Genomic DNA, 26,756 nt, shown 5'->3' with positions numbered 1-26,756 from the left:
CTACAACTACCACCGCCCCCATAGCGGAGCGGGCGGACATCCCCCAGCATCTCAGCTCCGTGCTGGCGTCACCAACCTCCTGCCCTCGTACATCTAGGCCTGATCGCCCCGTCCTTCTCTCCCACCTGGGCCGTGGAGCCGGGCACCGATCTCCCCGAGCACCAGACTCACGCCTTTGGCCCGTCGGATAAGATCAGCCCCTCCCTGGCCCACGCCGACGGCGATATCTCGGTATTCGTCGAGCTGCGGGGCCAAGGGGCTTTCGCCTCGACCCAACCGAAGGTGGCCCCGGGACAACCTCGATCCACGGTCCAGGCGCAGGCCAGGGTCCAGGCGATCCAGCGCGAGGTGGCCAGCACGGGACGTCACCTCGCCTCCAGCGCGCACGCCGACGTTCTCTACACCACGCATAATGCGCTGCGCGGGGTGGCCCTGAAGGGCTCGGCGGCCGAGATCCGGGACCTCGCCCGGCGCGACGACGTCGTCAGGATCTCCCCGATCATCCCGAAAACCCGCTCCAACGCGGGCTCGGTGATCGACACCGGAACGCTGCAACAGTGGGAGCAGACGGGACGGACCGGCCGGGACGTTCGGATCGCGGTGATCGACAGCGGGTTGGACTACACGCACGCCGACTTCGGCGGCCCCGGAACGACCCAGGCCTACGACACGGCACACTCTTCGCAGCGGTTGCCCTCCCCCGAGTCGGGACTCTACGACCCCCACAAGTTCCTCGGCGGGTGGGACTTCGCCGGTGACGACTACGACGGATCCGACCCCGACCACGCCGTGCCCCACCCGGACGACAACCCGCTGGACTGCAAGGCGGGAGGGCACGGAACCCACGTGGCAGGAACGGCCGCCGGTTACGGGGTCACCGCCGACGGCACGACCTTTCGCGGGGATTACCGTTCCCTGACCGAGGCGCAGGTCCGGGACATGAAGATCGGCCCCGGAACCGCCCCCGAGGCCGGGCTGATCTCGTTCCGCGTCTTCGGCTGCCACGGGTCCACCAACCTCACGGGCGAGGCCCTTGACCGGGTCCTGGATCCCAACGGCGACGGCGACTATTCCGATGCGGCGAACATCGTCAATCTGTCCCTCGGCACGATCTTTGCCGCCTCCGACGACCCGGACAACCGTCTGATCGATGCGCTGACCCGCCAGGGCGTGTTGTCGGTGGTCGCGGCCGGCAACGACGGGGACATCAACTCGGTCTCCGGGTCGCCGGGCAACGCGGCGAGCGCCCTGACCGTCGCCAATTCCAAGGGTTCTTTGGCCCACGGCGACGGCGTGCGATACACGGTGGCGGGCGGCCCGGAGGAGCGCGCCGTGGGCGACTACAGCGCGAACTTCCCCTGGACCGACGCCAACCCGAAGGATCTCACCGGCAACGTGGTCGTGGCCCCCGCGGACAACCACTTCGCCTGCGAACCCTTCCAGGGCACCCGGTTCGACGGTCGGTGGGTATGGATCGACTGGTCCGATCATCCCGACAGCTACCCGTGCGGTTCCGCGGTGCGCTTCGACAACATCGAGAAGGCCGGGGGCAAGGGAGTCGTGCTCGCGGGGGCCGTCGAGGCCGATGAGGCGGGCATCGCCGGAAACTCGACCATCCCGGGCGTCCGCCTGAACCGTTCCTACGCCGAGTCGATGCGCCACGCCGCCGAGGAGGGAAACCTCTCCGTCTCGCTCTCCCCGGAGCTCATCGGCACGCAGACCTTCCCGTCCCACGCGCTGGACACCATCAACGAATCCTCGTCCCGTGGCATGCACGGCAGTAACGGATACACCAAGCCCGACGTTGCCGCGCCCGGAACCTCCATCGCCTCGGCGGGCGTAGGGAGCGGATCCGGTTCCCTCGTGGAGAGCGGCACCTCGATGGCGACCCCTCACACCGCCGGCGTCGCGGCCCTGGTCATGGAGGCCCACCAGCGGTACACGCCGTCGATGATCAAGGCCGCGATCATGAATTCGGCGACGCACCACGTGACCGACGCGAAGGGCCGCGTTGAGTCGGTTGAACGCGTCGGCTCCGGACGGATCGACGCTCGCGCCGCCGTGGACCAAAATGTTCTGGTCTACGACGCGCAACGCCCGGACATCGTGGGCTCCTCGTTTGGGGTCTTGGAAATCGGCGACAAACCCGGCACCTTCCGGAGGGACATCGTGGTGGACAACCGCGATTCCCGGAGCCACACCTTTGACCTCGGCTACGAGGCAAGCACCCAGATGCCGGGCGTGGAGTACTCCTTTGAGCCTCGCGTCAGCGTGGGCCCCGGCGAGAGCCGCCACGTGACCGTCACGGCCAGCGTCGATCCCGAGAAGCTCGCCAAGACCATCGACCCGACCATGCAACGCGTTCTGCAGGACCGCGCCCGGCAATTCGTTGCCGCCGCCTCCGGGCGCCTGACCTTGACCGAAGACGGACGCCAAACGCGTCTGCCGCTGCACAGCGCGCCCAAGCCGGTCTCGGCCATGAAGATCGAGGACGCAAACATCGAGTTCGGGAAAGGCTCCCACGAAACGTCCCTCGCGATGACCGGCCACGGCGTCGACCACGGCGGATACACCTCGATGCTGGGCGCCTTCCAGCTGGGCGAATCCAGCCCGCGCATCCCCACTAGCGACCTCGCGATGCCGTCCCTGCAGAACCTGGACCTCCAGTACGTGGGGGCCACCTCGAATGCCCCGATGCTCGCGTCCCAGGGGAAGGATGTCCGCGACGCCATGCTCGGCATCGGCGTGTCGACCTGGGGAAATTGGGACAGCTTGAATCCCTCGCGCCAGATCTCGGTGGTCCTCGACGTGAACGGCGATGGCTTCCCCGACGCCGTGGCCATGACCTCGCAGCCGGCCGGCGCCGATTACCCGGTCGTCTCGCTGGTCACGTACCGCAACGGTCGAGAGGTCGTGCTGGATACCCAACCGATCAATGGAGCCTACGGCGATCTGGACACCAACCCCATGGACACCAATTCCGTGGTGTTGCCGATCTCCCTGCGGGCCCTCGGCCTGGACCCGAGCCAGACGCAGCAGATCCAATACTCTGTCCTGACCTACTCGGCCACGCAGCGGAACCCGGTGGATCTGACCGGATGGATCTCCTACGATCCTTTCCACCCCGATCTGTGGTTCTCCTCGGGCGCCATGACCACACCGGTGCTGCACCAGGATGTTCCGGGCACGATCACGGCCCACCGCAGCGATCGGGAGGAGCCGTCGCGGGCGTTGTTCCTGCACCTGGGCAACGGCACGGGTGACCTGAGCGGCGTGGTCCAGGACGAGGACGGCGGTAAGGCCCAGGTCGTCGCGGCCCGGGTGGCGTCGAAGCCGTCCGGCCACGATCCTCGGTTCTCGGACGTGCCGCAGGACTACGTGTTCCGCGACGAGATCGCCTGGCTCGCGGACCGCGGCATCACCACCGGGTGGCCCGACGGCACCTTCCGCCCCGGCGCCTCGGTGGACCGCGGGCAGATGGCGGCCTTCCTCTACCGCCTGGCCGGTAAGCCTTCCTTCACGCCGCCGTCGGAATCGCGCTTCTCGGATGTTCCGACCAACCACGTGTTCTACAAGGAGATTTCCTGGCTGAGCGCGACGGGCATCACCCGCGGGTGGCCGGACGGCACCTTCCGCCCCTACGCCGCGGTGAACCGGGACCAGATGGCCGCCTTCTTCTACCGGATGGCCGGGTCCCCGGCCTTTGACCCCGGTGAGCGTTCATCCTTCACCGACGTGGGACCCGATGCGGTCTTCTCCCGCGAGATCGCCTGGATGAAGGAGCAGGGCATCTCGAAGGGTTGGGCGGACGGAACGTTCCGACCCTTCAGCCCGGTGGAACGGGGCCAGATGGCGGCGTTCCTCTACCGGTACGACCGGGTGGTCCTTTCCCGGCGATAGGCCCAAGGACCAAGTGACCCCGCGGGGACGGATCGTTCCGCCCCCGCGGGGTCACTCATTAACCGGGAAATCCCGAGTCGGTGCGAGGTGAGAGCGAGGGCTCCCGGAAGCTCGCGTAGATTTCGTCGGCTTCGGCGTTCTTCCCCGCGACCGCGGCCTCCAGCCCGTGCGGCGAGCCGAGCTCGTTCAGCGGCCTGACGTCGCCCAGATCGCCGGCACTGATCTTCCAGCCGGTGCCGAGAGCCGCGAGCGAGCTGTGTTTGATGTCGTAGTATCCTGCCTTGCCCGGTAGCGCGACGCCGCGCGCCCCGTGCAACGACGCCACCAGGTGGTGATGGAATCGGGTGGTGATCCACACCTGATGCGGCCCCCAGTCGATCCCCTCGCGCCACATGGCGCTGAACGGGATAAAACGGTGCTCCCCGATGGAGTCTCGGAGCATGGCGTGACCGGGATAATCCTCCCCAGGCAACGCCTCGACGTAGGTGACCCGCTCCGGCGGAATATCCCACTCGCGCAGTTGCGCGGTGGCGAACTCGACGAATCGCTCCAGGTCCCCCGGATTGAGCAGATCTCCCTGGAGGCACACGTACGCCTCGGTCTCCCGAGACTCGGCCGGGACCGAAGGACAGGCCGGCACCAGATAGGCGTCGTCGTACCCTAATTCGATTCCCAGGTGATCCGCGCTCGGGCGATCACGGACACTGACGTGGTCGAATCCTTGGAAGGTCTCCGGGCCGGGCGGCATGATGCCCTGTCCGGTGGCGATGAGTGGCGCGCCCGAGACCTCGGCGGCCGCGCGCATGACCTCGACCAGCAGGGAATTCTCGCGCCACATCGCGTTGACGAAACCGCCGCCGAGCAGGTGGAGCACCGAGGCCTCGCGCATCTCCAGTAGCCCGATGTCGAAGCGGGGCGAACCGAGGTTCTGGACCAGGTCCTTGACCGTTCGCTGCGAAACGTGCAGGGAATCGTGCACCGTGCGGATCGCCGTGTTGGTCACGTGAAGATTCGGGTGAATGCCCTTGAGCAACGATGAGACCGTCCCGGGCTCGCGGACATCCAGCCAGACCTCGCGGTGCGGCGCGACCTCGGCAAGATACGAAACCCACCGTTCGGCGATCAGCTCGTCGCCGAAGTTGGGAATGCCTGCCGTGGAGACGAGATAGATCGCTCCGTCGCTCGCGCCGCGCCGCGGCGGCTCATCGGGGGTGTGCTCTGCCATGGCCCGAGGTTATTCGCATTTCAGCCAAATATCGAGCCACCGACGACACGCCTGATCAGGGGCGGGCCGGCAGATCCGGGAAGGCCTGCGAGACGCCGGGGAAGGTGATCTTGCCCTGATCGGTATTCAGACCTTTCTGCAACGGCTCGGAAGCCTTGAGGGCCTGGTCTACCCCGTTGGCCAGCTGAAGCACGTACGGAAGGGTCGCGTTGGTCAACGAGGCGGTCGCGGTCCGCGGAACCGCCCCCGGCATGTTCGCCACGCAATAGTGCCGGATGCCGTCGACCTCGAAGATCGGGTCGTCGTACGTGGTGGGGTGCGAGGTTTCGAAGCAACCACCCTGGTCGATCGCGACGTCGATCAGCAAGGAACCCGGCTTCAAGAGCTTGAGGTGCTCCCGGCGAACCAATTTGGGTGCCGCGGCGCCGGGGATCAGCACCGAGCCGACCACGACGTCGGCGGTCTCGAGTTCCCGCTCGATGTTGCGGGGATTGCTCGCCAAGACCCGCGCGGAGTTGCCAAAGTAGTCGGTGAGCTCACGGACCCGGGGCAGGTAGGCGTCGAGGATCGTGACCTCGGCGCGAAGGCCCACGGCCAACAGGGCGGCCTGCGTTCCCACGGTGCCGCCACCCAATACGACGACGCGCGCCGGGGCCACGCCGGGGGCACCGCCCAGAAGGATCCCGGGACCGCCCTGCGTGTGGAGCGTGAACTGCGACGCCGCCTGGGCCGCCAACCGACCCGCGATCTCCGACATGGGAGCCAGCAGGGGCAGCAGACGCCCCTCCCGCACGGTTTCGTAAGCGATCGCCCGGGTCTTTGCCTTGACCAGGGCCTCGGTCAGGGGCCGATCGGCGGCCAGGTGAAGGTAGGTAAAAAGCGTCAGATCCTCGCGGAGGAAGGAGTACTCGGGCTCCACGGGCTCCTTGACCTTGACCAGAAGCTCCGCGCGGCCCCAGGCCTCATCCTGAGTCACCAGCTGGGCGCCGGCCTCGGTATATTCAGCGTCGCTGAACCCCGACCCCTCGCCCGCGCCGAACTGTACGAATACCTCATGACCTGCTTCAACCGCGGCGTGGACGCCATCGGGGGTCATCCCGACCCGACGTTCCTCCGGCTTGATCTCGGTGGGCACACCAATACGCATGTTTTGCTGTTCCTTTCGATGCGACGACCGCACAACATCGTCGTTCGCGGCCACGGTTAATTATCGCGCGTCGCAGGATCGGATAACACCCGTAAAATTCGAAATATTCGGGTCGCGCACCGGATCCAACCGACCCTAGGCGGAGAAGCGTCCGGCGGCCTCGGGATCCGAGTCGTTGAGGAACGTCGAGATCCTCTGGGCCTCGTCCTCCTCGCCGATCGCCGATGCCGCGCGGCCCAGCAGATACAGGGACTTCAGGAAGCCGCGGTTGGGCTCGTGGGCGAAGGGAATGGGGCCGTGGCCCTTCCAGCCGTGTCCGCGCAGGGCATCGAGGCCCCGGTGGTAGCCCACGCGGGCGTAGGCGTACCCTTCCACGACGTAACCGGAGTTCAAGGCGTCCTCGGCAAGGATCGACCAGGCCAGGGACGACTTGGGAAAGGCCCGGGCGAGGTCCTCGCCTTCGTCGCCGGCCTCGATGCGAGCCAGGAGTTCGGGCTCCTCGTCCAGGTAGGTGGGCTCGGGTCCGTCCAGCAGGTTCTTTCCGGCCAGGCTCATGGTGAGGTCCTTTCATCGGTGCTTATGTCCGACCCCAGCCTACCGGCGGAGCGACCCCAGGGCCCGGCCTAGGCGGGGACCCGTCACGCAGAACAGCGGCGCAGGGCCACCCGGAGGTGTCCCTGCGCCGCTGGTGGGGGCCCGTTGCGGCCCCGGCGTCTGTGCCTACTTGATGGCGGTTCCGGCGGAGCCGAGGTGCTCGCAGGCCTCGACCACGCGAGCGGACATGCCGTCCTCGGCCTTGGCGCCCCACGTGCGGGGATCATAGAGCTTCTTGTTGCCGACCTCGCCGTCGATCTTCAGGACGCCCTCGTAGTTGCCGAGCATGTGGCCGGCCACCGGGCGGGTAAAGGCGTACTGGGTATCGGTGTCGACGTTCATCTTGATGACGCCGAAGGAAACCGCGTCCTGGATCTCCTGCTCCGAGGAGCCCGATCCGCCGTGGAAGACGAGGTCGAAGGGGCGGTCCTTGCCCAGCTTCTGGCCGACCTCTCGCTGGATCTGGTCCAGCAGCTCGGGGCGGAGCTTGACGTTGCCCGGCTTGTAGACGCCGTGGACGTTACCGAAGGTCAGCGCGGTGATGTAGCGGCCCTTTTCGCCGTTCTCGCCGAGAGCCTCGATGGTCTTCAAGGCATCGTCGGTGGTCGTGTAGAGGGTGTCGTTGATCTCGCCGACCACGCCGTCCTCTTCGCCGCCGACGGCGCCGATCTCCACCTCGAGCACGATATGGGCCTTGCCGGTGCGCTCGATGAGGTCCGCGCCGATCCGCAGGTTCTCTTCCAGCTCGATCGCTGAACCATCCCACATGTGCGAGTTGAAGATCGGGTCCTCACCGCGGGCGACGGCGTCCTCCGACTCCTTGAGCAGCGGCAGGACGAATCCGTCGAGCTTGTCCTTGGGGCAGTGGTCGGTGTGCAGGGCAATGTTGACGTCGTACTGCTTGGCCACCTCGCGGGCAAATGCGGCGAAGGCCAGCGAGCCGACGACCATGTCCTTCTTGCTGGAGCCCGACCAGTATGCGGCCCCTCCGGTGGAGACCTGGATGATCCCGTCGGATCCCGCCTCGGCGAATCCACGGATCGCCGCGTTGAGGGTCTGGGAAGACGTCACGTTGATCGCAGGGTAGGCAAAACCTTTGTTCTTGGCCTTGTCGAGCATTTCCGCATATGCGTCCGGGGTTGCGATGGGCATACTGACTCCTTTGTGACGGAAGGTCGGGCCGATGTTGGTCACGGCCCGTATGGACCGGAGTACCTGGCGTCCAGGGCCTCCGCAAACCTGGCATCAGTCTAACAAGACGCACCCGTCATCGAGGGGGTAATTTCCCAAGTTTCCCCAAATAAACCAACACAAAAACACTTTGGCGGGGCATCGTTCGGGAGCTACGAGCCCACGGGCTGATGGAAAACGTGACGCCTGATCCACGCGTGCATCGCGACGGCGGCGGCCGCGGAGGCGTTGATCGAGCGCGTCGACCCGAATTGCTCGATCGAGAGCGTATCCCGTGCGGCGTTCTTCATTTCTTCGCTGATCCCCGGGCCTTCCTGGCCGAAGACCAACACGCAGTTCTCCGGGAGATCGTAGGTTTCCAGCTGGCGGGAATCGGGGAAATTATCGATCCCGATGACCACGAGCCCCTCGGACCGCGCCCAGTCGATGAACGACTCCACGGTCTCGTGATGACGCACGTGCTGATACCGGTCGGTGACCATCGCGCCCCGGCGGTTCCACCTTTTGCGCCCGATGATGTGGACCTCGCGGGCCAGGAAGGCGTTGGCCGTGCGCACGACCGACCCGATGTTCAGATCGTGTTGCCAATTCTCGATGGCCACGTGGAAGCCGTGCCGCTTGGTGTCGAGGTCGGCGATGATCGCGTCCATCGACCAATAGCGGTATTCGTCGGTCACGTTACGGCGATCGCCCTCGCGGAGCAGCTCCGGGTCCCAATGGTCGCCTTCGGGCCAGGGGCCCTCCCACGGGCCAAGGCCGACCACGTGTTTGGCCGCGGGGCCGTCGGTGGTCGGCGTCGGGATCTCCGCCGAGGCGGGCCGCTCTTCGGCGGCCCCGCCGGCATCATCTTCTGGTGACCGCACCCGTCAGTCCAGGCCGAGTTCCGACTTCGAGAAGGCGTACAGGCAGGGAACTCCCGCCGTCTCCTCGATGCGCTCCTTGGCCCCGGTAGCGCGGTCGACGATGATGGCGACCGCCACGACGTTGGCCCCGGCCGCACGAAGGGCCTCAACCGCGGTCAAGGCCGAGCCACCGGTGGTCGAGGTGTCCTCCAGCACGACGACGTCGCGGCCCGCGACCTCGGGCCCCTCGACCTGGCGGCCCATTCCGTAGGACTTCTGCGCCTTGCGGACCACGAACGTATCGATCGCCCGCTGGGCGTCTCCCGCGCTGCGCATGATCGCGTGCCCGACGGGATCGGCACCCATGGTCAGGCCGCCGGCGGCATCGAAGGAAATGTCGTTTCGGTCCAGCAGGTCCAGCATGACCTGGCCGACGAGGCGGGAGGCCTCGTGGTGCAGCGTCACGCGGCGCAGGTCCACGTAGTAGTCGGCTTCGAGCCCGGAGGCCAGGGTGACCTTCCCGCGAACGACGGCGAGTTCGATGATGAGCTCGCGGAGCCTGTCGCGGGCGGCCTCGATGGGCAGTGCGGTGGTCAATTCGGAAGTCATGCGGCCATTCTACGGGTCACGACGCATCGCGTTGGGTGGCCTGAGAACGAGCCGAGGCCCGACGCAACCGAACCGCGCCCACGAACCCGAGGACGAGAAAGACCGTGGCCACGATCAGGGCCCACCGCGTGGCATCGGCGAATCCCGTCGTCAGCGCGTCGATCACGGTATGCGAGGCCGGCCCCGCCTGACCTGCGTCGACCTGGCCCTGGAGCTGCGGGATCGTTCCGCCCGCGGATTGCCGCGTGGCGTCCGCGAGCCGATCCGAGGTCTCCTGATTCAGACCGGTGCCGTCCAGCGACGCGGGCAGCGTCATGCTCAGCGACACGGACAGCGCCGCACCGGCGAACGCGGTGCCGAGGGCCGAACCGATCTGGCGAACCGTGGACTGCGTCGCCGATGCCTGACCGGAAACATCCACCGGAATATCCCGGAGGACCGTGCCGGTCAGCTGCGCCGACGCCAGGCCGAGGCCCAAGCCGTAGACGACCAGCGGAATCGCCACGACCCAGCCAGGGGTCGACGGGCCCACCATGAGGGCCAGCGCCAACGTGCCCAGAACCTCCAGGCCGAGGCCGATCAGCACGGTCCCTTCGGCCCCGAACTTGGCGGCCAGGTGCCGCGCGGACGCCCCCGAGAAAAAGGCACCGATGGCCATCGCCGCGAGCACCAGCCCCGACCCCATGAGATTCAGCCCGAGCGCGTTGGTCAGGTAGAGAGGAATCACGAAGATGATGGCGAACTCGCCCACGGCGACCATCGCTGCGGTCAGGTTGCCCCAGGAGAAGGTCGAGAACGTGAAGAGGTCGAGGTTCAACAGCGCCGACCGCCGGACTTTCTCCCGGTGCCGTTCCCACACGCCGAACAGGACGATCGCCACGATGCCGATCGCCAGGGTCACCGGAACGATCGATACCGGAGCCGACTGCGGCCAGACCCACCCGAAGATCGAGAAGTCGTCCGACGGCTTCCACCAGCCAAGGTCCGGTCCCTCGATGACGGCAAAAACGATCGCGCCGAAGCCGATCGCGCTCAGCATCGCGCCGTCGACGTCGGCGCCCTTTCGCCGCTCCGCGCTGCGCGTGGAAGGAACCGTCAGGATCGCCGCCACCGCGATGATCAGGCCGAGCGGGATGTTGATCAGGAAGATCCAGTGCCACGACGCCCACTGCGTCAACGCGCCACCGGCCAGCGGGCCGATCGCTGCCGCGCCCGACATCACCGCACCCCACACGCCGAACGCGGGGGCCCGGTACTTGCCGCGAAACACCGCATTGACCGTGGAGAGCGTGGACGGCATGATGAACGCCGCGCCCACGGCCTGAACCGCGCGGGCGCCGATGAGCGGGCCGGCGGAGGCCGTCATGGCGGCGAAGAGGCTGCCGCCCATGAAGACCGCCAGGCCGACGAGGAACATGACCTTGCGGCCCCAACGGTCCGAGAGCTTACCCGTGGACAGCAGCAGCGCGGCGAGAAGAACCGCATAGAGGCTGTTGACCCACTGGGCGTCCGTGAGATCGAGGTTGAGATCCGAGATGATCGCGGGCAGGGCGACGCCCACGATCGTGCCGTCGAGGACGATCACGCCCAGGCCGGTTGCCAAGACCGCGAGCGCGAACCAGTCCTTCGGCCGCGGCTTGGTCACCTCGCCCTCGACCGCATTCGCTCCGGCGTCGGAATTCATGCCGAGGCCTCCACCGCCGAGGCACCCTTCTGGTCACGGACGATCGCGCGGCGCAGGGCGATGAACAGGACAACCATCCCGGCGGTGATGAAAATGTGGCCGAGGCCGGCGATGCCCGAGATCATGGCGCTGGACTCATCGCCCAGGACGGTCAGGATCCCGTGCCACACCATGGTTCCGGAGGTCACGACGACGCCCGCGTTGTACAGCCAAAAGAACCAGGTGAACAGCTTGGGGCTACGAGAGATCCCCAAGACCTTCTCCAGGGCCAACACGATGAGGAGCACGATGAACCCCAGGGTCAACACGTGCGTGTGCACCACGCTGAGCTGCGTGAAACCACCCTCGGGGAAATCCTGGGCCTTGGTGAACTCACGGTAGAAAAGTCCCGAGAGGACTCCCACCACCATGTAGATGAATGCGGCGTTAAACAGCTTTTTCATGATGCTCCTTCAAGCGTGCGTCGTGGCGGGGTTTCCCCACTGACGTGGTTCTGCGAAATCTGTAATTTCAATTTCACCAAGTCAGCGCGCGAACGTCATGGCAGGAATGGTTGAATCCGCCTCAACCTTTCGGTTGATTCACCGGCCCCGGGCGGCCCTCCCGGCGCCCGCGGCAACGCGATCGCCGGAGCATCCCGAAGGCTTCACCTCGGGTGAGTCCGGCGCAACGGGGCCGCCAGTTTGATCAGCATTTCCTCGTATTCATCCTCGGGATCGGAGTCCGCGACGATCGCGCCGCCCGCGCCGACGCTCAGCCGGATGCCTTCGCCGTCCGGCCCCGGGGTGAGCACCGCGGTGCGGATGACGATGGACAGATCGCTGCCGCAGTGCGACAAGGCGCCGAGGGCACCCGAGTAGATACCGCGGGCTCGTCCTTCCAGCCGTTGGATGATCTCCAGGGTGCTCGGCTTCGGCGCGCCGGTCATCGATCCCCCGGGAAACGCGGCCTTGAGCGCATCGATCACGGTTCGGCCACGGGTCAGGCGCCCCCGGACCGTCGATACGAGTTGGTGCACCGTCGCGTAGCTTTCGATGCCCATGAGCACCGGAACCCGTATCGAGCCGGGGTCGCAGACCTTGGAAAAGTCGTTGCGCATCAGGTCAACGATCATCAGGTTTTCGGCCCGCGTCTTGGGGTCGTGGCTCAGCCATCGCGCCGCCGCGGCGTCCTGGGCCGCGTCCCCAGACCGGCGCACGGTTCCCTTGATCGGCTTGGCCTCGCACCATCCTTGATCGTCGACCGAGACGAAGCGCTCGGGGCTGGAGGATAATACGGCGACGTCGTCGCACCACAGGAAGGCAGCGTGGGGCGCCGGATTGCCGAGGCGCTGGGCGCGATACATCTCCAGGGCCGCGTGGAAGCCCCAGGGACGTCGAATGCTCCCCCGCGATTCGGCCGTCAGACATACCTCGTACGAGTTGCCCTCCCGGATCTCTTCCAACGCCGCCTCGACGCAGCGCCGATAGGTCGCGGCATCGGGCGGGGGCAGCGCGGGGACGGCGTAGGCCTCCGGGGCGAGCGGTTCCCGCGGTGCGCGCGTCGCTTCGAGGACCCTGGTGGTCCACTCCCGATCACCGATGATCCACGCTTCCTCGACGTGGTGATCGATCACGACGAGGCGGTCGGAGCTCATCCACACGGCATCCGGCGTGGCGGCCCGGTAAGCGTTCGGCGCACCCAAAGCCCCTTTAACCTCGTACCCGCAATAGCCGAACCACGCGTGACTCCAGGCGAGCACCCGCTCGGGCACCGCTTCCTCCGATGCGAGGGGCCGTGCGTCCGCCCGCTGCCGAAGGGCTTCCTCGAGCACATCGAAGATCGTTCCCGCGCGTGATTGCCGGAATGTGGCGTCGGGACCCAGCACATCGACGCTCGGCTTCTCCGCGTCTGCGTCCTCACAGCGCAAGACCTCGGAGGCCATCCCGAAGACGCTCCACCGGGCCGCCGCGCCGCCCACCCGCCCCGATGAGGCGGAATCCAACCAGAACGCGTAGCGGACCTCCGTTCCGTCCTCGCGTTCGGCGCGGCGGACGAGCCGTGCCAGAACGGGGCCGGCGTCGGCGGCGAACCCCCGGGCGTCCACCCGAGTGGCACGCGAGGTCGTCTGGTGCTCGGGGCTACCATGGGGACAACTGTGCGAGTGCATGGACGATATTTTTCCACGTCGAACCGCTCGGCGATCAGGCCTATCGTGGCGGCCGAAACCTCGACCGCCGTCAAGGAGTGAGTATGTCCCGGTCAGCAAAACGCGTCGCGAAGTCCCTCGGTATCACGGGAGCTGCCGGCCTCCTGGGGGTGGCCGCCCACGACGTCCTTCAGAAGAAGCACACGATTCTGCGCAACTTCCCTGTTCTGGGCCACGCTCGGTACTTCATGGAGTTCATCCGCCCCGAAATCCAGCAGTACTTCATCGAAAATAACTACGACGGTCGGCCGTTTGATCGTGACACCCGGACGATGATCTACGAGCGTTCCAAGGGGCTCGGCGGCGAGCAGGCCTTCGGGACCGAGCGGAAGGTTCTGCGGCCCGGGCACGACTTCCTGCTCCACACCATGGCCCCCGTGGCCCCGCTCGACAAGGCACCGCGGCAGCATCTCGGTGGGCCGGACTGCACCCAGCCGTACGACATCTCCCTGTTTAACATTTCGTCGATGAGTTTCGGCGCCCTCTCCGCGAACGCGGTCATGGCGATGAACAAGGGTGCGGCTATGGGCGGATTCTCGCAAGAAACCGGCGAGGGCGGGCTGACTAAGTATCACCTGAAATACGACGCGGACATCATCTGGGAATTCGGCTCGGGATACTTCGGCTGCCGCACCTCGGAGGGCCGCTTCGACGACGCGATCTTCGCCCAGAAAGCGGCCAAGCCTCAGGTCAAGGCCATTCTCATTAAGTTGAGCCAGGGCGCCAAGCCTGGTCTCGGCGGCGTGCTCCCCGGCGACAAGGTCACCGACGAGATCGCCGAGGCCCGCGGCGTGCCCCAGGGAGAAACCTGCGTCAGCCCCGCGGCACACCCGGAATTCTCGACCCCTCGCGAACTCATCTACTTCGTAGATCGGGTGCGCAAGGCCGCCAACGGCAAGCCGGTCGGCATCAAGTTCTGCGTCGGTTCCCGGATCGAGGTCCTCGCGGTATGCAAGGCGATGCTCGAAACGGGCATTACCCCTGACTGGATCACGGTGGACGGTTCCGAAGGCGGCACCGGCGCCGCCCCGGTCGAGTTCGAGGACGCCGTCGGCATGCCCCTGACCGAAGGGCTGATCACGGTCCACAACGCCCTCGTGGGAGTCGGGCTCCGGGATCGGGTTGCGGTCGGCGTCGCGGGCAAGGTCGTCGGTGGAGCGGACATCATCCGGCGCATGGCCCTCGGCGCCGATTTCACCAACAGTGCGCGCGGCATGATGATGGCCACCGGATGCATCCAGGCGCAGAAGTGCAATACCAATAAGTGCCCCTCGGGCGTCGCAACCCAGGATCCCCGGTTGGCACGCGGCATCGACGTCGGCAATAAGGGTGAGCGCGTCAAGAACTTCCACGTGGGGACCATGAACTCGGCGATGCGCATCCTGGCCTCGATGGGCCTACATTCGTTCAAGGACCTCGGCCCGGAGCACGTCATGCACCGGATCGACTCCACGAGTTCGGCTTCTTACCGCAAGATGTACACGTGGCTGACGACCAATGCGCTCCTGGACGGCACCGCGCCCGACGAGTGGATGGAGCCGTGGAACCGCTCGGACCCGGAGTCCTTCATGGTCACGCGGCACCAGCACACGCGCGTGAACTAGCGGCACGGCGCCGCGACTGGGCATCACCCGTCCGCGGCGCCCGTGCGATCCTAGGCGAAGGCCGACTGGCCCGTGATGTCGCGCCCCACGATGAGCCGCTGAATATTCTCGGTGCCCTCGTAGGTGTGCACGCCCTCGATATCGAACATGTGGCGGATGACGTGGTTTTCCAGGAGCACGCCGTTGCCGCCGAGCAGGTCACGCGCGGTGGAAAGCACCTCGCGGGCCTTGGTCGTGTTGTGGACCTTGAACAGGCTGGCCTGCTGGTCCCGTAGCGTGCCGGCCTCCTGGAGCTGCGCGATGCGCGCCGACATGAGCTGCATGTCGGTGATCTCGGAGAGCATCTTGACCAGCCGTTCCTGAACCATCTGGAATTTGGCCAGGGGCTTGCCGAACTGGATGCGTTGCTGGCTGTATTCCAGCGCGGCCTCGTATCCGGCGATCGCGTGGCCCAGCGCGGACCAGGCGACGCCCACGCGGGTCTGGACCAGAACCTGTGAGACATCCTTGAACGTCTTCACGCCCGGGAGCAGCTGAGATTCGTGCACCCGCACGCCGTTGAGGCTGATCCGCGCCTGGTGGATCGCCCGTAACGTTCCCTTGCCCTCAATGACCTCGGCGTCGTACCCGTCCGAGTCCTGATCGACGATGAACCCGCGAACGTTATTCTCCTCGTCCCGCGCCCACACCACGGTGATTCCGCCGGAGGCACCGTTGCCGATCCACTTCTTCTCACCGGTCAAGATGTATTCGGAACCGCTCTTGACCGCGCGGGTCTCCAACGAGACGGAGTCCGAGCCGTGATCCGGTTCGGTCAGGGCGAAGGATCCGAGGATGCTGGCGTCTGCGAGGGGATCCAGGTACTTCTTCTTCTGCTCTTCCGAACCGTAGAGTGCCACCGAACGAAGCGCGAGACCGCCCTGCACCGCGACCGCCGTTGCCATGGAGCCGTCCCATCGGGAAAGTTCCATGGTCACGAGGCCGGCGCCCAACGGGGAAAGCTTACGGTGCCCGGGCACATCCAGGCCGTCCGTCATGAGGTCGAGCTCGCCGATGCGACGCACCAGGTCGAGCGGGTATTCCGACCTGTCCCAGTACCCATTAATGAGCGGAAGAATCTCGCGGCCATATTGGCGGGCCAGTGACCACGCTTCACGGTCGGATTCGTCGAGGTCTGAGAACACGCCGAGGTAGTCGGCGTCCACGGGGTCGGTGAGGTCGTATGACGTCTCGGGGTTCACGGGGCTCACGGTCTCTCCTTTGAGTAACGGGCTCTTGACGGTCGAGGGCGCCGGTCATGGCACGACCGGCGCCGGGCGGTCCAGGCGGTGACGCTCCGGGTAACCCGAGTCACAGTCTAATACCCGGTACCGCCGGTATGGGAAACACCGTACACCGGCGGCCCCGCTCGGCGGCCGGGGCTACCGCGGGGTCATGCGAATGGCGCCGTCCATGCGGGTCACCTGGCCGTTGAGATAGTCGTGCCGAATGATGTCCAAGGCCAATTCCGCGTACTCGGCGGGCTTGGCCAGTCGGTGCGGGAACGGGACGGACTGTTCCAGGGTTTCCCTGAATTTCGGATCGGTCCCGGCCATCATGGGAGTATCTACGATCCCCGGAGCGATGGTGTTGACGCGAATCCCCTTGCTGGAGAGGTCACGAGCGGCGGGTAGGGTCAGCCCGACCACGCCGCCCTTCGAGCTCGCGTATGCAACCTGGCCCACCTGACCCTCGTAAGCCGCCACGGAGGCGGTATTGATGATGACGCCGCGCTGGCCGTCCTCGTCCACGGGATCGGTCTGCGCGATGGCCTCCGCGGCCAGGGCCAGAACCTGGAAGGTCCCGATGAGATTCACGGTGATCACCGCGGTGTACTGAGCGAAGTCGTGGACGCCGTTTCTGCCGAGGATTCGCCCCGGGGTGCCGATACCGGCGCAATTGACGGTGACCCGGAGCGGGCCGGTCCCCCCGTTCACGGCTTGCTGAACGCCGTCGCGGACGGAGTCGGGATCGGTCACGTCCACGGGAACGTACGTGACCCCGTCCACGGGTTCTGCGGCGTCGACGGCTCGTTCGAGGTCGAAGACATACACGTGAGCGCCCTGCTCGACCAGGCTAAGAGCGGTAGCCTTCCCCAAACCGGAGGCGCCCCCGGTGACGATGGCCGATGTTCCACGAATGTCCATGCTTCTCCTTCGTTCGGGCGCGACCGCCGAAATACGGCAGTCCACGCGGGTGACGATTCCCATCCATCGTAACCTGCATCACAGAGTAGACCTCTTTGCCATAGTGAGGCTCGACGCGTTCGGGATATAGATCCCAACGGGACCGAGGGAGAGCCACGGGGTTGACGTTGGGCGGGGAACGGCGAAGCCTGCCTGACGGCCATGAGCCGTTCACGTCGCACATGTTCTAACGAAACCCTTTCGTTAAGATTCTGAGCAATGCTGGTACCTCAGATTTACCGCAATCTATTCGAGGTACCTCATGTCCAAGTCCCCGTCCCGTTTCAAGCCCCTGGCCTGCGCAGGATTCGCCGGCATGGTCGCCGTCGCGCTTCTGGTCAGTGGATGCCAACCGCAGACCAACGAGCCTGCCGCCGAACCCAGCTCCTCGCACAGCACGACGACCGCGCTGAATACACCCCGGCTGAAGAGCGCCGACAACTTTCGGGACATCGCGGGTGTCGATACCTCCTACAAGGTCGATGGCGGCACCCTCCGACCCCAGACCGCCTATCGCTCCAATGCCCTCGAGCTCAACAATGCCGACTTCTCAACGTTGAATGGGCTGGGCATCACCACCGTGATCGATCTGCGCACGCCCCAGGAGATCGAAGAGCATCCGGACCGAGTGCCGGACGGGGCACGCTACGTGAACATCGACGTCTCTGGCGGTGCCACCGGTGCAAATCCGGACGCGAGCATCAAGATGGACACGCCGGAGGACGCGGCGAAGTTGCTCGAGGAAGCCAACGACCAATTCGTCACAGATCAGGGCATGAGGGATCGTCTCGGGCAGGTTCTCACGACGATCGCGCAGTCCGATGGCCCCGTCGTATTCCACTGCACCGCGGGTAAGGACCGGGCCGGCTGGACTTCTGCCATCTTGCAGATGACGGCCGGTGCGAGCGCGGATGACGTGATGGCAAACTACCTTGCGACGAACGACTACACCAAGGACAGGGTCGAGGCGACCACCGAAAAGATCCGCAAGGCGAAAGGGGATCAGGCCGCAGAGGCCAATGCCGTATTGCTCGGCGTCCAGAAGAGCTTCCTGCAGACCGGCCTCGACGCCATGGAGAAGAACTATGGCGGCATCGACCGCTATCTGGCCGAGGGTCTCGGCCTCGCCCCAGACGTCGTGCAGCAGCTTCGGGACAAACTCGTCCAAGCCTGACCACTCCTCAAGAGCCGAGGCCTTGGCAACCGATGCCGACGGGCCAAAGGAATGATCACGGCGCACCGCGGCCCGGACGTCCCGCCGAGGGACGACCGGAACACGGTGCGTCAGCGAGGGCAGCAATCAGGCTTCCACCGACGCCGTCGTCGCCCCTTCCCGAGTGGCCTTGAGGATGGCCCGGATCTTCCGCTCCTCCCGCACGGCCACGGGGATCAGCAGCACGGCGCAGACGATGCACGCGATGTACATGACAGTGAACACCGACCCCCAACCGTGCAAGACCCAACCGAAGATGTTCAGCCCGTCCCGCTTCGGGTCGGCGATCGCGGCCAGTCCCACCTTCGCCATGGAATCGCCGAACATGTAACCGAACAATCCGGCCATGCCGTTGGCGACGCTGAGCCCACGCTTGGGCACCATGTCCACGATCGCGATCGGGATCAGGAACAACGGCGCGAAGACCAACAGCCCCAGGGCGAAGAGCGCCCCATTGACCGTCGCGGCCGTGGTGCCGGTCTGATAGAAGAACACGCTGATGAAAACCCCGACCAAACCCGCGATGCCCACCGCGGCGTTGCGGCCCCGAAGACGGCCCGCGACGAACCCCCACAGCGGCGTCCCGATCAACGCACCCATCTCGAAGAAGAAAATGGTCTCGACCGAGGCCTCCTTCGAGAAGTGCAGTTGCTCGGTCACGTACAGAGGCGCCCAATTGTCCACGCCGATGCGCAGGATGTACGCGAACACGTTGGCGATGCACAGGATCCAGATCCACGGATTCGACAGGGTGTACCGGCGAAATATCTGCCACTTGCTCATCGTCTCGGCGGCCACGTTCTCCTGCTCGATCGGTTCGTCGAAGATCACCTCGCAGCGGTCCCAACCGAGCTCGTGCGGGTCGTCCTTGCCGTAGAAGTACCCGATCACGCCGATGATCAAGCCGATCACGGCGGGGAAAATGAACATGCCCGCCACATTGCCGCCGAAAAACACGTTGGCTCCCCACAGGGCGATGATCCCGGCAAACGCCCCACCCAGGTTGTGCGAGGTGTTCCACAGACCCATCGACGTCGCACGATGCCGCCGGGGAACCCAGCGGTACACGGTGTTGCACGCCCCCGGCCCGCCCACGGACTGGAACAGCCCGTTCAGGGCCCAGAGAACGACGAACACGCCGATCGCCGAGCCGTGGGCGGAGAGAACTATGCCGAAGAGAATGCCGACCAGCGAGGCCCCGATAAGGGCCACCGAGATGACCTTTTTGGTGTTTCTACCGTCGATCACGTATCCGAGGGCGACCTTACCCACGGCGTAGACCAGCGAGAACGCCAGACCGATGTAGCCGAGTTGGAGGGTCGTGAGGCCGAAGTCTTCCTTCAGTGAAGGCTGCGCCGCCTTGAAGTTATTGCGCACCAGTTACATTGAGGCGTACGCGAGGAACACCACAAAGAAGGCCTTGAGAAAGTTTCGAAGCCACAATTTGCGCTGTTGCTGAGGCGTCAGCCCCAGGGGTGCCGTCTTCTTCCAATCGAAGAATGTCGAGATGACAGACATGCGGAATGTCCTTTATTAACACGATGAATGAGATAGACGGGGGATCTACTCGCGTCGTGCGACGCTTCGGCCGGGCCTATTCGGCCCGTTCGGGGATCGGGTCGAGTCCGCCGGCGTCGCGCAGGGCGGCCTCCAGCTCCTCGGAAATGCTGGGGGAGGCGATGTACGTCAGCTCGCCTCGGTCGGAGGGCACGTCCAGGGCGGGAAGACGCACCAGGCCACCGGCCTCTTCGGCCACCAGCGAGGCCGCCGCATAGTCCCAGCCGCTGATGCCGTGCTCGACGTAGGCATCGCACCATCCACGAGCCACGAAACAGGCATCCAGGGCCGCGGCCCCAAAGCGACGGATGTCCCTCACCTGCGGCAGGATCCGCGCCATCAGCTCGGCCTGGGCCTGGCGCCGCGGTCGAGAATACGAGAAGCCGGTGGCCAGCATGGCCTGCCCCAGAGTAGCCGGCCGGCCGACGCCCAGCCGCTCGGGCGGCGTCGAACCCGCGTGTACGAGGTATGCACCCTTGCCCCGGGCGGCAACATAGAACTCGCGACGGGTAACATCCGCGACCGCCCCGGCAACAACCTGGCCGTCGCGTTCGCACCCAATGCTCACCGCATAGGCGGGCAACCCGTAGACGAAGTTCACGGTGCCGTCGATGGGGTCCACGATCCAGCGGTGGGGCTCCTCGGGGCCCTCCGCAACGCCTTTCGCCGCACCCGGCTTGGACGACTCCGCCCGGACGTTCTCCTCACCCTTCACGGTGTCCTGCGGACGCCGGGCCAGGAGTTCTGCGCGTATCAATATCTCGCTCGCCCGGTCGACCTCGGTGACGAGGTCCGTCTCGGAGGATTTCGTCTGCACCCCGCCGGCAAAGGTTCCCCCGCCGCGGCGTTGCCCGACCAGATCGGCGGCCTTGGCCGCGGTGCTGTAGGCGATGAGGGCCAGGGTGCCCTGGGCACCGTCGTCCAATTCTTCGATGTTCTTCATCGACCATCCCGAGTTTGCTCCGCGACGCGCCCCTCCGAACCACGGCCCGGGGTTGCTTCCACCCCGCTGGTGCACGGTGACGCTTCGGTAAATTTACAGTGAATTTAAAGTAACTCGGGTCACCGCGCCGTGCAACGACGCCAGCCGAGGCAACGCCGACCCCGTGAAATTACACAAAGGCAGAGATTCCCGTGACGGCACGACCGACGATCAGTGAATTGATTTCGTACGTCCCCTCGTAGGTGTAGAGGATCTCGGCATCGCAGAAGAGCTTGGAGGCCTCGTGGTCGCTCGTGATGCCGTTACCCCCGAGCATGGCCCGCATTTTGGCCACCGATTCTCGGGTCAATCGCGTCCCGGTGGATTTACCCATCGCGGCGCGCATCATATCCAGCCTCCCGTTCTCCTGGGAGCGGGCCACCTGAATCATCAGGCCGAGGGTCGCCTGAGCATTGCCGGCAATCTCCGCGAGGGACTCCTGCATGAGTTGGAACTTGGCCAGCGGTTTGCCGAACTGGGTGCGGTTCAGGGAGTAGTCGCGCGCGACGTCGAAGGCCGCCATCTGGAGGCCATAGGCTTGCCACCCGACCCACACCCTTGAATTGCGAAGCATCTCGTTGGCGCTGGAGAAGTCCACGGCCCCGGGCAGGTGGTTCTCGGCCGGGATCCGGACGTCGTCGAGCTCGATGTCGGCATTCTGCATGATGCGCAGGCCCATCTTGTTGCGAATCTTGCTCGCCTTACACCCCGGTCGGTCGGTTTCCACGAGGAACGCTTTGACCTGCAGGTCTTCGGCGTCACGGGCCCAGACCAGGGCGAAGTCGGCGATGGTCCCGGCACCGATCCATCGCTTGGAGCCGGTGATGACCCACTCCTCGCCGTCGCGAGTGGCCGTGGTTTCCAGCCCGCCGGCAATATCCGATCCATGCTCGGGCTCCGTGAGGGCGAAGGCCCCGATCGCTTCAAAAGACCGGAGCTTGGGCAACCACGTGGCGCGCTGTTGATCCGAACCCAACTGGTTGATCATGCCCACGATCAGTTCATTGTGGATACCCACGAGCGCCGACAGGGAGACGTCCGCCCGCGCCGCCTCCGCGTAAACCAGGCCACGGTACAGCCAGGAGGTCTCCGACAACTCGATGGCGCCCAGTCCGAGCTCCGCGAGTCCCGGCAGGAGGTCGAACGCAAACTCCTCCTCGTTCCAATATTCAATGCTGGCGGGCCGGACGACCTCTTGCAGGTGGGCGCGGACCGCGTCGAAGCGCTCCCGCTCCTCGTCATTGAGGAGCTCCCGGGTGTCGAAGAGGTCGCCGTCCGGGTACGGGACCACGGGAATCTGTCCGGTGGGTGGGGCGCCAAGAATCTGGGACATGTCGTGCCTTCCTTGTGGGAAGCTGCGAGGCTTCACGAGTGTGTGTTGTGCATCACATATATCAAAGACTCTACCGAACTTCACCGAGGTTGTCCCAACCCCCAGCGGCAGCCCGCAATCCCGCCGTAACACGCGGCCCGTATCATGGAGGCCATGCGCACACTCCAGGCTCAGATCATCGAAGAGATGGGCGTCAAGCCCCAGATCGACCCGGCGGACGAGGTGAGGCGGCGCGTGGACTTCCTGCGCCAATACCTCGCCACCACCCGGACCCGAGGCTTTGTGCTGGGCATCAGCGGCGGCGTGGATTCCTCGCTGGCCGGGCGCCTCTGCCAGCTGGCGATCGAGGGGCTCTCCGACCGTGGCGACGACGTCGACTTCGTGGCCGTGCGCCTCCCCTACCGCGTACAGGCGGATGAAGAAGATGCCCAAGCCGCACTGCGCTTCATCCGACCCAAGACCAACTGGAGCTTCGACGTCGAACCCGCAACCACCGGGGTGGAAATCGAATACCAAAAGACGTCCGGCGTGGATATTTCCGACTTTTCCAAGGGCAACGTCAAGGCGCGCATCCGCATGGTCGCGCAGTATGCGCTGGCCGGGGACCGCAACCTCCTGGTGGTCGGCACGGATCATGCGGCCGAGTCCACCACCGGATTCTTCACCAAGTTCGGCGACGGCGGCGCGGACATCCTGCCGCTCTACGGGCTGAATAAGCGACAGATCCGCGAGATCGCCCGACACCTCGGAGCCGAGGAACGCGTGTGGTCCAAGGCGCCCACCGCGGATCTCCTCGACGCCACCCCGGGGCGACTCGACGAGGACGAGCTGGGCATTAGCTACGACGTCATCGACGACTACCTCGAGGGTCGGGACGTGACCGATGAGCAGGCGGAGGCCATCGAAACGCGCTTCCTGCGCACCAGGCACAAGCGCACCACGCCGGTGACGATCCTGGATCGCTGGTGGGCCGAGTAGCTTCCGACATTGTGCAAGATTTCTTGCACGTGTATTGTGCGAATAAATCTGCACAATACATCCGTCTGGAGCCTCATGACCCCCCGAAGCTACGAACATCCCCCCGAGCAGGAGATCTCGCTCCCCAAGGTGCTGGCCGCCCTCAGCGACCCGATCCGTCTCGAAATGCTCCGTCGCCTCTCCGACGGCGAGGAGCACGACAGCATCACCCTCGCCGATGACCTTCCCCGCTCAACGCTGACTTACCACACGCGTATCCTGCGCGAGGCCGGCGTAACCTTCACCCGCGGAGAAGGGCGTCTCTGCCTCATCTCCCTGCGCACCCGCGATCTCGACGCACGCTTGCCCGGCCTGTTGCCCGCGATCATCGAACAGGCCACGCGGGAGACCCCCGCAGACGGCGCCGAGAAATCCTCATGATCCTGCGCCTCTGGCCCTTCATCCTCGGCAGCATGGCGCTCGGCCTCGACGCCTACGTCATCGCAGGCCTCCTGCCCTCCATGGCTCGCGACCTTCACGCACCCCAGGCGACGCTCGGCTTTGGCGTCACGGCCTTCACGGGTGCCTACGCCCTCGCCGGGCCGGTCCTGGCAGGAGTGGCGGGGCGCCGCTCACGCAGGAACCTGACGATCGCACTCGGCATCTTCACGGCAGCCAACCTCGGAACCATGCTGGCCTCGGGGGCCGGGACTTTCATCGTCACTCGGCTCGTGGCGGGGGCCGCCGCGGGCGTTTACTCCCCTCTCTCCTCGGCCGTGGCCGTGGCTCTGGTCGACGCGGAACGTCGCGGACGCGCCCTCGCGCTGGTCTTGTCCGGCCTCGCGATGGGCACCGTTTTCGGCGTGCCGCTGGGCCTGATCGTGGCCGATCGGCTGGGGTGGCGTGTCAGCATCGGACTGATTTCCTTCCTCGGGGCCCTGGCGCTCGGCGGCATCATCCTTCGGAGAGGTTCGGAGGTTCCCAACGTTCCAGCCTCGACGGCCCACGAACGACTGCGAACCCTCACCAGAACCTCGAACCTCGTGACCATCCTGGTCACCCTCACGACGGCCGTCGCCGCGCTGGGCCTCTACACCTACATCACGCGGGTCCTGACCGGAACCGCCTTCGCCGATCACCACACCACCGCCATCTGGATCTGGGGCCTGGGAGGAGCCGTCGGCGCCTTGGGCATCGGTCGAGTGGTCGATCGCGTGCGGAGCCCGCTGCGCCTTTCCATCGTTCTTCTCGCGTGCCTGGCGCTGGCCTTCGGCGCGGTGGCCCTCGGCGCGCCGACGCCGCTGCTCGCGGTGGGTCTCTTCGCGTGGGGACTGCTCGGATGGGCATCACTCGCACCGCAACAACACACCCTGATGGCCGCCAACCCCACGGACGGTGCCACGGCCGTGGCCGCGAATGCCTCGGCCAACTACCTCGGCGCCGCGATCGGCTCCGCCCTGGGCGCGATGCTCCTGAGCGTCGGCGCCAGAGGAGCAACATTCGCCCTGTCCGCGGGCGGCGTCGCGCTGATCGCCCTGGGCCTGCAGGGAGTCCGACTGCGCATGGGGCGCTCCGCCGCGTAATCTTTCGCTCGCTCCACGAGCTGGGTTAGGCTACGTTGCGTGAGTTGCCTCACATTTTGGGTGAGTCGACAACCGTCGAGGAGGAAGCCACATGACCGTCACCGAGCAGTTCCGCCAGGCCCGAGATCGTCTCGTCGAGCTGCGGGAGGACTATCCCGCGGCCAGGGCAGAATTCGAATGGCCTCGATTCGAACACTTCAACTTCGCGATCGACTGGTTCGACGCCGTCGCCGCCACGCCCGAGCGCGCGGAGCAAAACGCGCTGGTCATCGTGGAACAGGACGGATCGTCTCAGCGGCTGACGTACCGCGAAATGTCCGATCGGTCGAGCCAGGTGGCTCGATGGTTCACGGAGATCGGCGTCCGCAGGGGCGACCACATGATCCTCATGCTCGACAACCAAGTGGAGCTGTGGGAAAGCATGCTCGCGGGCATCAAGATGGGAGTGGTGCTTCTACCCACCACCACGATGCTCGGGCCGAAGGACCTGGAGGAGCGCGTGAGCCGGGGATCGGCCTCCTGGGTCCTGACCAATTCGGGCAACGTCGCGAAGTTCGCCGAGGTCCCCGGCGATTTCTCGGTGATCGAGACCGGCGGTCTGACCCCGCACGCGGTCCCAGGGCGATTCCACGCGGCCTACACCGACAGTGCCGACGCCCCGCAAGAATTCACCCCGGAAGCCCCGACCCCCGCCGACGAAACGCTCTTGCTGTACTTCACCTCGGGCACCACGTCGCGGGCCAAGCTGGTCGAGCACACGCACGTCTCCTACCCCGTGGGCCACTTGTCCACGATGTACTGGATCGGCCTGGAACCGGGGGACGTGCACCTCAACGTTGCCTCGCCGGGATGGGCCAAACACGCGTGGTCGAATATCTTCACGCCGTGGATCGCCGAGGCCACGGTGTTCATCTACAACTACTCGCGCTTCGATGCCGCGGCCCTCATGCAGATCATGGACGCCGAAGCCGTCACGAGCTTCTGCGCCCCGCCGACCGTGTGGCGGATGTTCATCCAGGCGGACCTCTCGACGCTGAAGACCCCGCCCCGGAAGGTCGTCGCCGCCGGCGAACCGCTGAACCCCAAGGTCATCAACCGGGTCCGGGAGGCCTGGGGCCTGGACATCCGCGACGGATTTGGGCAGACCGAGACCTCGGTCCAGATCGCCAACACCCCCGGTCAGGAGCTCGTGGTGGGCACCGTGGGCCGCCCCCTGCCGGGATTCGACATCGACCTGGTGGATCCGGTCTCGGGCGAGGTCGTCCAGGGCGCCGGCGAGGGCGAGGTCTGCATCGTGACCACGCCTCGCCCGGTCGGCCTGATGACCGGCTACAAGGGCGACCCCGCCAAAAACGACGAGGTCTTCCGCGACGGCGTTTACCACACCGGAGACATCATGAGCCGGGACGCCAACGGCAACTTCACGTACGTCGGCCGGGCCGACGACGTCTTCAAGGCGAGCGACTACAAGCTCTCGCCCTTCGAGCTCGAGTCCGTGGTGATCGAGCATCCGGCCGTCGCCGAGGCCGCGGTCGTGCCATCCCCCGACCCCCTGCGTCTCGCCGTCCCCAAGGCCTTCGTCTCCTTGAACGCCGGTCACGAGCCCACGGCCGAGCTCGCGGAGTCGATCCTCGCCCACTGCCGGACCAATCTGGCCCCCTACGCACGCATTCGGCGCCTCGAATTCTTCGACTTGCCGAAGACGGTCTCCGGGAAGATCCGCCGCGTCGAGCTGCGGGCCCACGAGCGGGAGGTACACGGCGAGGACGGGGAGAAGACCGCCGCCGTGCGCGAGAACCGCAACACCTCGGAAGGGTTCGGTCACGAGTTTTCGGATGCCGATTTCCCCGGGCTGAAGGAGGGTTAAGTAGGGTCGCGCGGCCAACGAAACTCCTGGTCAGCCACGGGTTATCGGGATAGTA

Annotated in this window: 22 protein-coding genes; 7 read left to right on the top strand and 15 right to left on the bottom strand. The window is 65.9% G+C overall.

Annotated features, from left to right (window positions below; translation table 11 throughout):
* The first annotated feature begins 132 nt into the window (after nt 1-132).
* Nucleotides 133-3,900: a S8 family serine peptidase gene (locus CURSPS6_RS01125; RefSeq protein WP_051687478.1), complete on the top strand. Its 3,768-nt coding sequence runs from the start codon at nt 133-135 to the stop codon at nt 3,898-3,900.
* 58 nt (nt 3,901-3,958) lie between these two features.
* Here CURSPS6_RS01125 and CURSPS6_RS01120 read toward each other — a convergent pair whose 3' ends face one another.
* The 9 genes from CURSPS6_RS01120 to CURSPS6_RS01080 form a co-directional block, all read right to left on the bottom strand.
* The gene (locus CURSPS6_RS01120) at nt 3,959-5,125 is read right to left on the bottom strand and encodes a polysaccharide pyruvyl transferase family protein (protein ID WP_051687477.1); all 1,167 of its coding nucleotides are present in this window, start codon (nt 5,123-5,125) and stop codon (nt 3,959-3,961) included.
* Nucleotides 5,126-5,180: 55 nt separating this feature from the next.
* Nucleotides 5,181-6,272 (bottom strand): alanine dehydrogenase, encoded by a 1,092-nt coding sequence (gene ald, locus CURSPS6_RS01115; protein WP_030013468.1) that lies wholly within the window; start codon nt 6,270-6,272, stop codon nt 5,181-5,183.
* 135 nt (nt 6,273-6,407) lie between these two features.
* Complete coding sequence (locus CURSPS6_RS01110) at nt 6,408-6,827, bottom strand: DUF3151 domain-containing protein (protein WP_030013466.1); 420 nt, start codon at nt 6,825-6,827, stop codon at nt 6,408-6,410.
* Between the two features lie 165 nt (nt 6,828-6,992).
* Nucleotides 6,993-8,018 carry a class II fructose-bisphosphate aldolase gene (gene fbaA, locus CURSPS6_RS01105; protein ID WP_030013465.1) on the bottom strand — a complete coding sequence of 342 codons (1,026 nt, stop codon included), beginning with the start codon at nt 8,016-8,018 and terminating at the stop codon, nt 6,993-6,995.
* Nucleotides 8,019-8,209: 191 nt separating this feature from the next.
* Nucleotides 8,210-8,860, bottom strand: a complete 651-nt coding sequence (locus CURSPS6_RS01100; RefSeq protein WP_030013464.1) for a TrmH family RNA methyltransferase — start codon at nt 8,858-8,860, stop codon at nt 8,210-8,212.
* 63 nt (nt 8,861-8,923) lie between these two features.
* On the bottom strand, nt 8,924-9,508 hold the full coding sequence (gene pyrE / locus CURSPS6_RS01095; protein WP_030013463.1) for an orotate phosphoribosyltransferase: 585 nt from the start codon (nt 9,506-9,508) through the stop codon (nt 8,924-8,926).
* 16 nt (nt 9,509-9,524) lie between these two features.
* Nucleotides 9,525-11,192: an MFS transporter gene (locus CURSPS6_RS01090; RefSeq protein ID WP_051687475.1), complete on the bottom strand. Its 1,668-nt coding sequence runs from the start codon at nt 11,190-11,192 to the stop codon at nt 9,525-9,527.
* Nucleotides 11,189-11,635: a DUF2871 domain-containing protein gene (locus tag CURSPS6_RS01085; protein WP_030013459.1), complete on the bottom strand. Its 447-nt coding sequence runs from the start codon at nt 11,633-11,635 to the stop codon at nt 11,189-11,191. Before CURSPS6_RS01085 ends, CURSPS6_RS01090 begins: the two co-directional genes overlap by 4 nt.
* A 203-nt stretch (nt 11,636-11,838) precedes the next feature.
* Nucleotides 11,839-13,341 (bottom strand): anthranilate synthase component I family protein, encoded by a 1,503-nt coding sequence (locus tag CURSPS6_RS01080; protein ID WP_082469880.1) that lies wholly within the window; start codon nt 13,339-13,341, stop codon nt 11,839-11,841.
* Nucleotides 13,342-13,424: 83 nt separating this feature from the next.
* On the opposite strand from CURSPS6_RS01080, the gene CURSPS6_RS01075 reads away from it, so the two are divergent.
* Nucleotides 13,425-14,984, top strand: a complete 1,560-nt coding sequence (locus CURSPS6_RS01075) for an FMN-binding glutamate synthase family protein (protein ID WP_030013457.1) — start codon at nt 13,425-13,427, stop codon at nt 14,982-14,984.
* Nucleotides 14,985-15,034: 50 nt separating this feature from the next.
* On the opposite strand, the gene CURSPS6_RS01070 is transcribed toward CURSPS6_RS01075, so the two are convergent.
* Both CURSPS6_RS01070 and CURSPS6_RS01065 read right to left on the bottom strand, forming a co-directional pair.
* A complete protein-coding gene (locus CURSPS6_RS01070) occupies nt 15,035-16,234 on the bottom strand; it encodes an acyl-CoA dehydrogenase family protein (protein ID WP_235503642.1) in 1,200 nt (399 codons plus the stop codon).
* A gap of 171 nt (nt 16,235-16,405) precedes the next feature.
* The gene (locus CURSPS6_RS01065; RefSeq protein WP_030013455.1) at nt 16,406-17,170 is read right to left on the bottom strand and encodes an SDR family NAD(P)-dependent oxidoreductase; all 765 of its coding nucleotides are present in this window, start codon (nt 17,168-17,170) and stop codon (nt 16,406-16,408) included.
* Nucleotides 17,171-17,471: 301 nt separating this feature from the next.
* Here CURSPS6_RS01065 and CURSPS6_RS01060 point away from each other — a divergent pair, with 301 nt between their 5' ends.
* On the top strand, nt 17,472-18,383 hold the full coding sequence (locus tag CURSPS6_RS01060; protein WP_051687473.1) for a tyrosine-protein phosphatase: 912 nt from the start codon (nt 17,472-17,474) through the stop codon (nt 18,381-18,383).
* A gap of 126 nt (nt 18,384-18,509) precedes the next feature.
* Here CURSPS6_RS01060 and uhpT read toward each other — a convergent pair whose 3' ends face one another.
* From uhpT to CURSPS6_RS01045, 4 genes are all read right to left on the bottom strand, one after another.
* Nucleotides 18,510-19,799 carry a hexose-6-phosphate:phosphate antiporter gene (uhpT, locus tag CURSPS6_RS01055; protein ID WP_200910806.1) on the bottom strand — a complete coding sequence of 430 codons (1,290 nt, stop codon included), beginning with the start codon at nt 19,797-19,799 and terminating at the stop codon, nt 18,510-18,512.
* Between the two features lie 3 nt (nt 19,800-19,802).
* A complete protein-coding gene (locus CURSPS6_RS12675) occupies nt 19,803-19,940 on the bottom strand; it encodes a hypothetical protein (RefSeq protein ID WP_200910804.1) in 138 nt (45 codons plus the stop codon).
* A gap of 76 nt (nt 19,941-20,016) precedes the next feature.
* Nucleotides 20,017-20,922 carry an inositol monophosphatase family protein gene (locus CURSPS6_RS01050; RefSeq protein ID WP_030013452.1) on the bottom strand — a complete coding sequence of 302 codons (906 nt, stop codon included), beginning with the start codon at nt 20,920-20,922 and terminating at the stop codon, nt 20,017-20,019.
* A gap of 169 nt (nt 20,923-21,091) precedes the next feature.
* Nucleotides 21,092-22,294: an acyl-CoA dehydrogenase family protein gene (locus tag CURSPS6_RS01045; protein ID WP_051687472.1), complete on the bottom strand. Its 1,203-nt coding sequence runs from the start codon at nt 22,292-22,294 to the stop codon at nt 21,092-21,094.
* A 153-nt stretch (nt 22,295-22,447) separates the two neighbouring features.
* Between CURSPS6_RS01045 and nadE the strand changes: the two genes are divergently transcribed.
* From nadE to CURSPS6_RS01025, 4 genes are all read left to right on the top strand, one after another.
* On the top strand, nt 22,448-23,272 hold the full coding sequence (nadE, locus tag CURSPS6_RS01040; RefSeq protein WP_030013449.1) for an ammonia-dependent NAD(+) synthetase: 825 nt from the start codon (nt 22,448-22,450) through the stop codon (nt 23,270-23,272).
* A 75-nt stretch (nt 23,273-23,347) separates the two neighbouring features.
* A complete protein-coding gene (locus CURSPS6_RS01035) occupies nt 23,348-23,692 on the top strand; it encodes an ArsR/SmtB family transcription factor (protein ID WP_030013447.1) in 345 nt (114 codons plus the stop codon).
* Nucleotides 23,689-24,834, top strand: coding sequence for an MFS transporter (locus tag CURSPS6_RS01030; protein ID WP_030013446.1), 1,146 nt, complete (start codon nt 23,689-23,691; stop codon nt 24,832-24,834). Before CURSPS6_RS01035 ends, CURSPS6_RS01030 begins: the two co-directional genes overlap by 4 nt.
* A gap of 91 nt (nt 24,835-24,925) precedes the next feature.
* A complete protein-coding gene (locus CURSPS6_RS01025) occupies nt 24,926-26,701 on the top strand; it encodes an AMP-binding protein (RefSeq protein ID WP_030013445.1) in 1,776 nt (591 codons plus the stop codon).
* The last annotated feature ends 55 nt before the right edge of the window (nt 26,702-26,756 follow it).

The organism is Curtobacterium sp. S6, from assembly GCF_000710345.2.
In the GTDB taxonomy this organism is placed as follows: domain Bacteria; phylum Actinomycetota; class Actinomycetes; order Actinomycetales; family Micrococcaceae; genus Rothia.
Note: the sequence above shows the minus strand (reverse complement) of the source record. Positions and strands in the feature narration are given on the sequence as shown.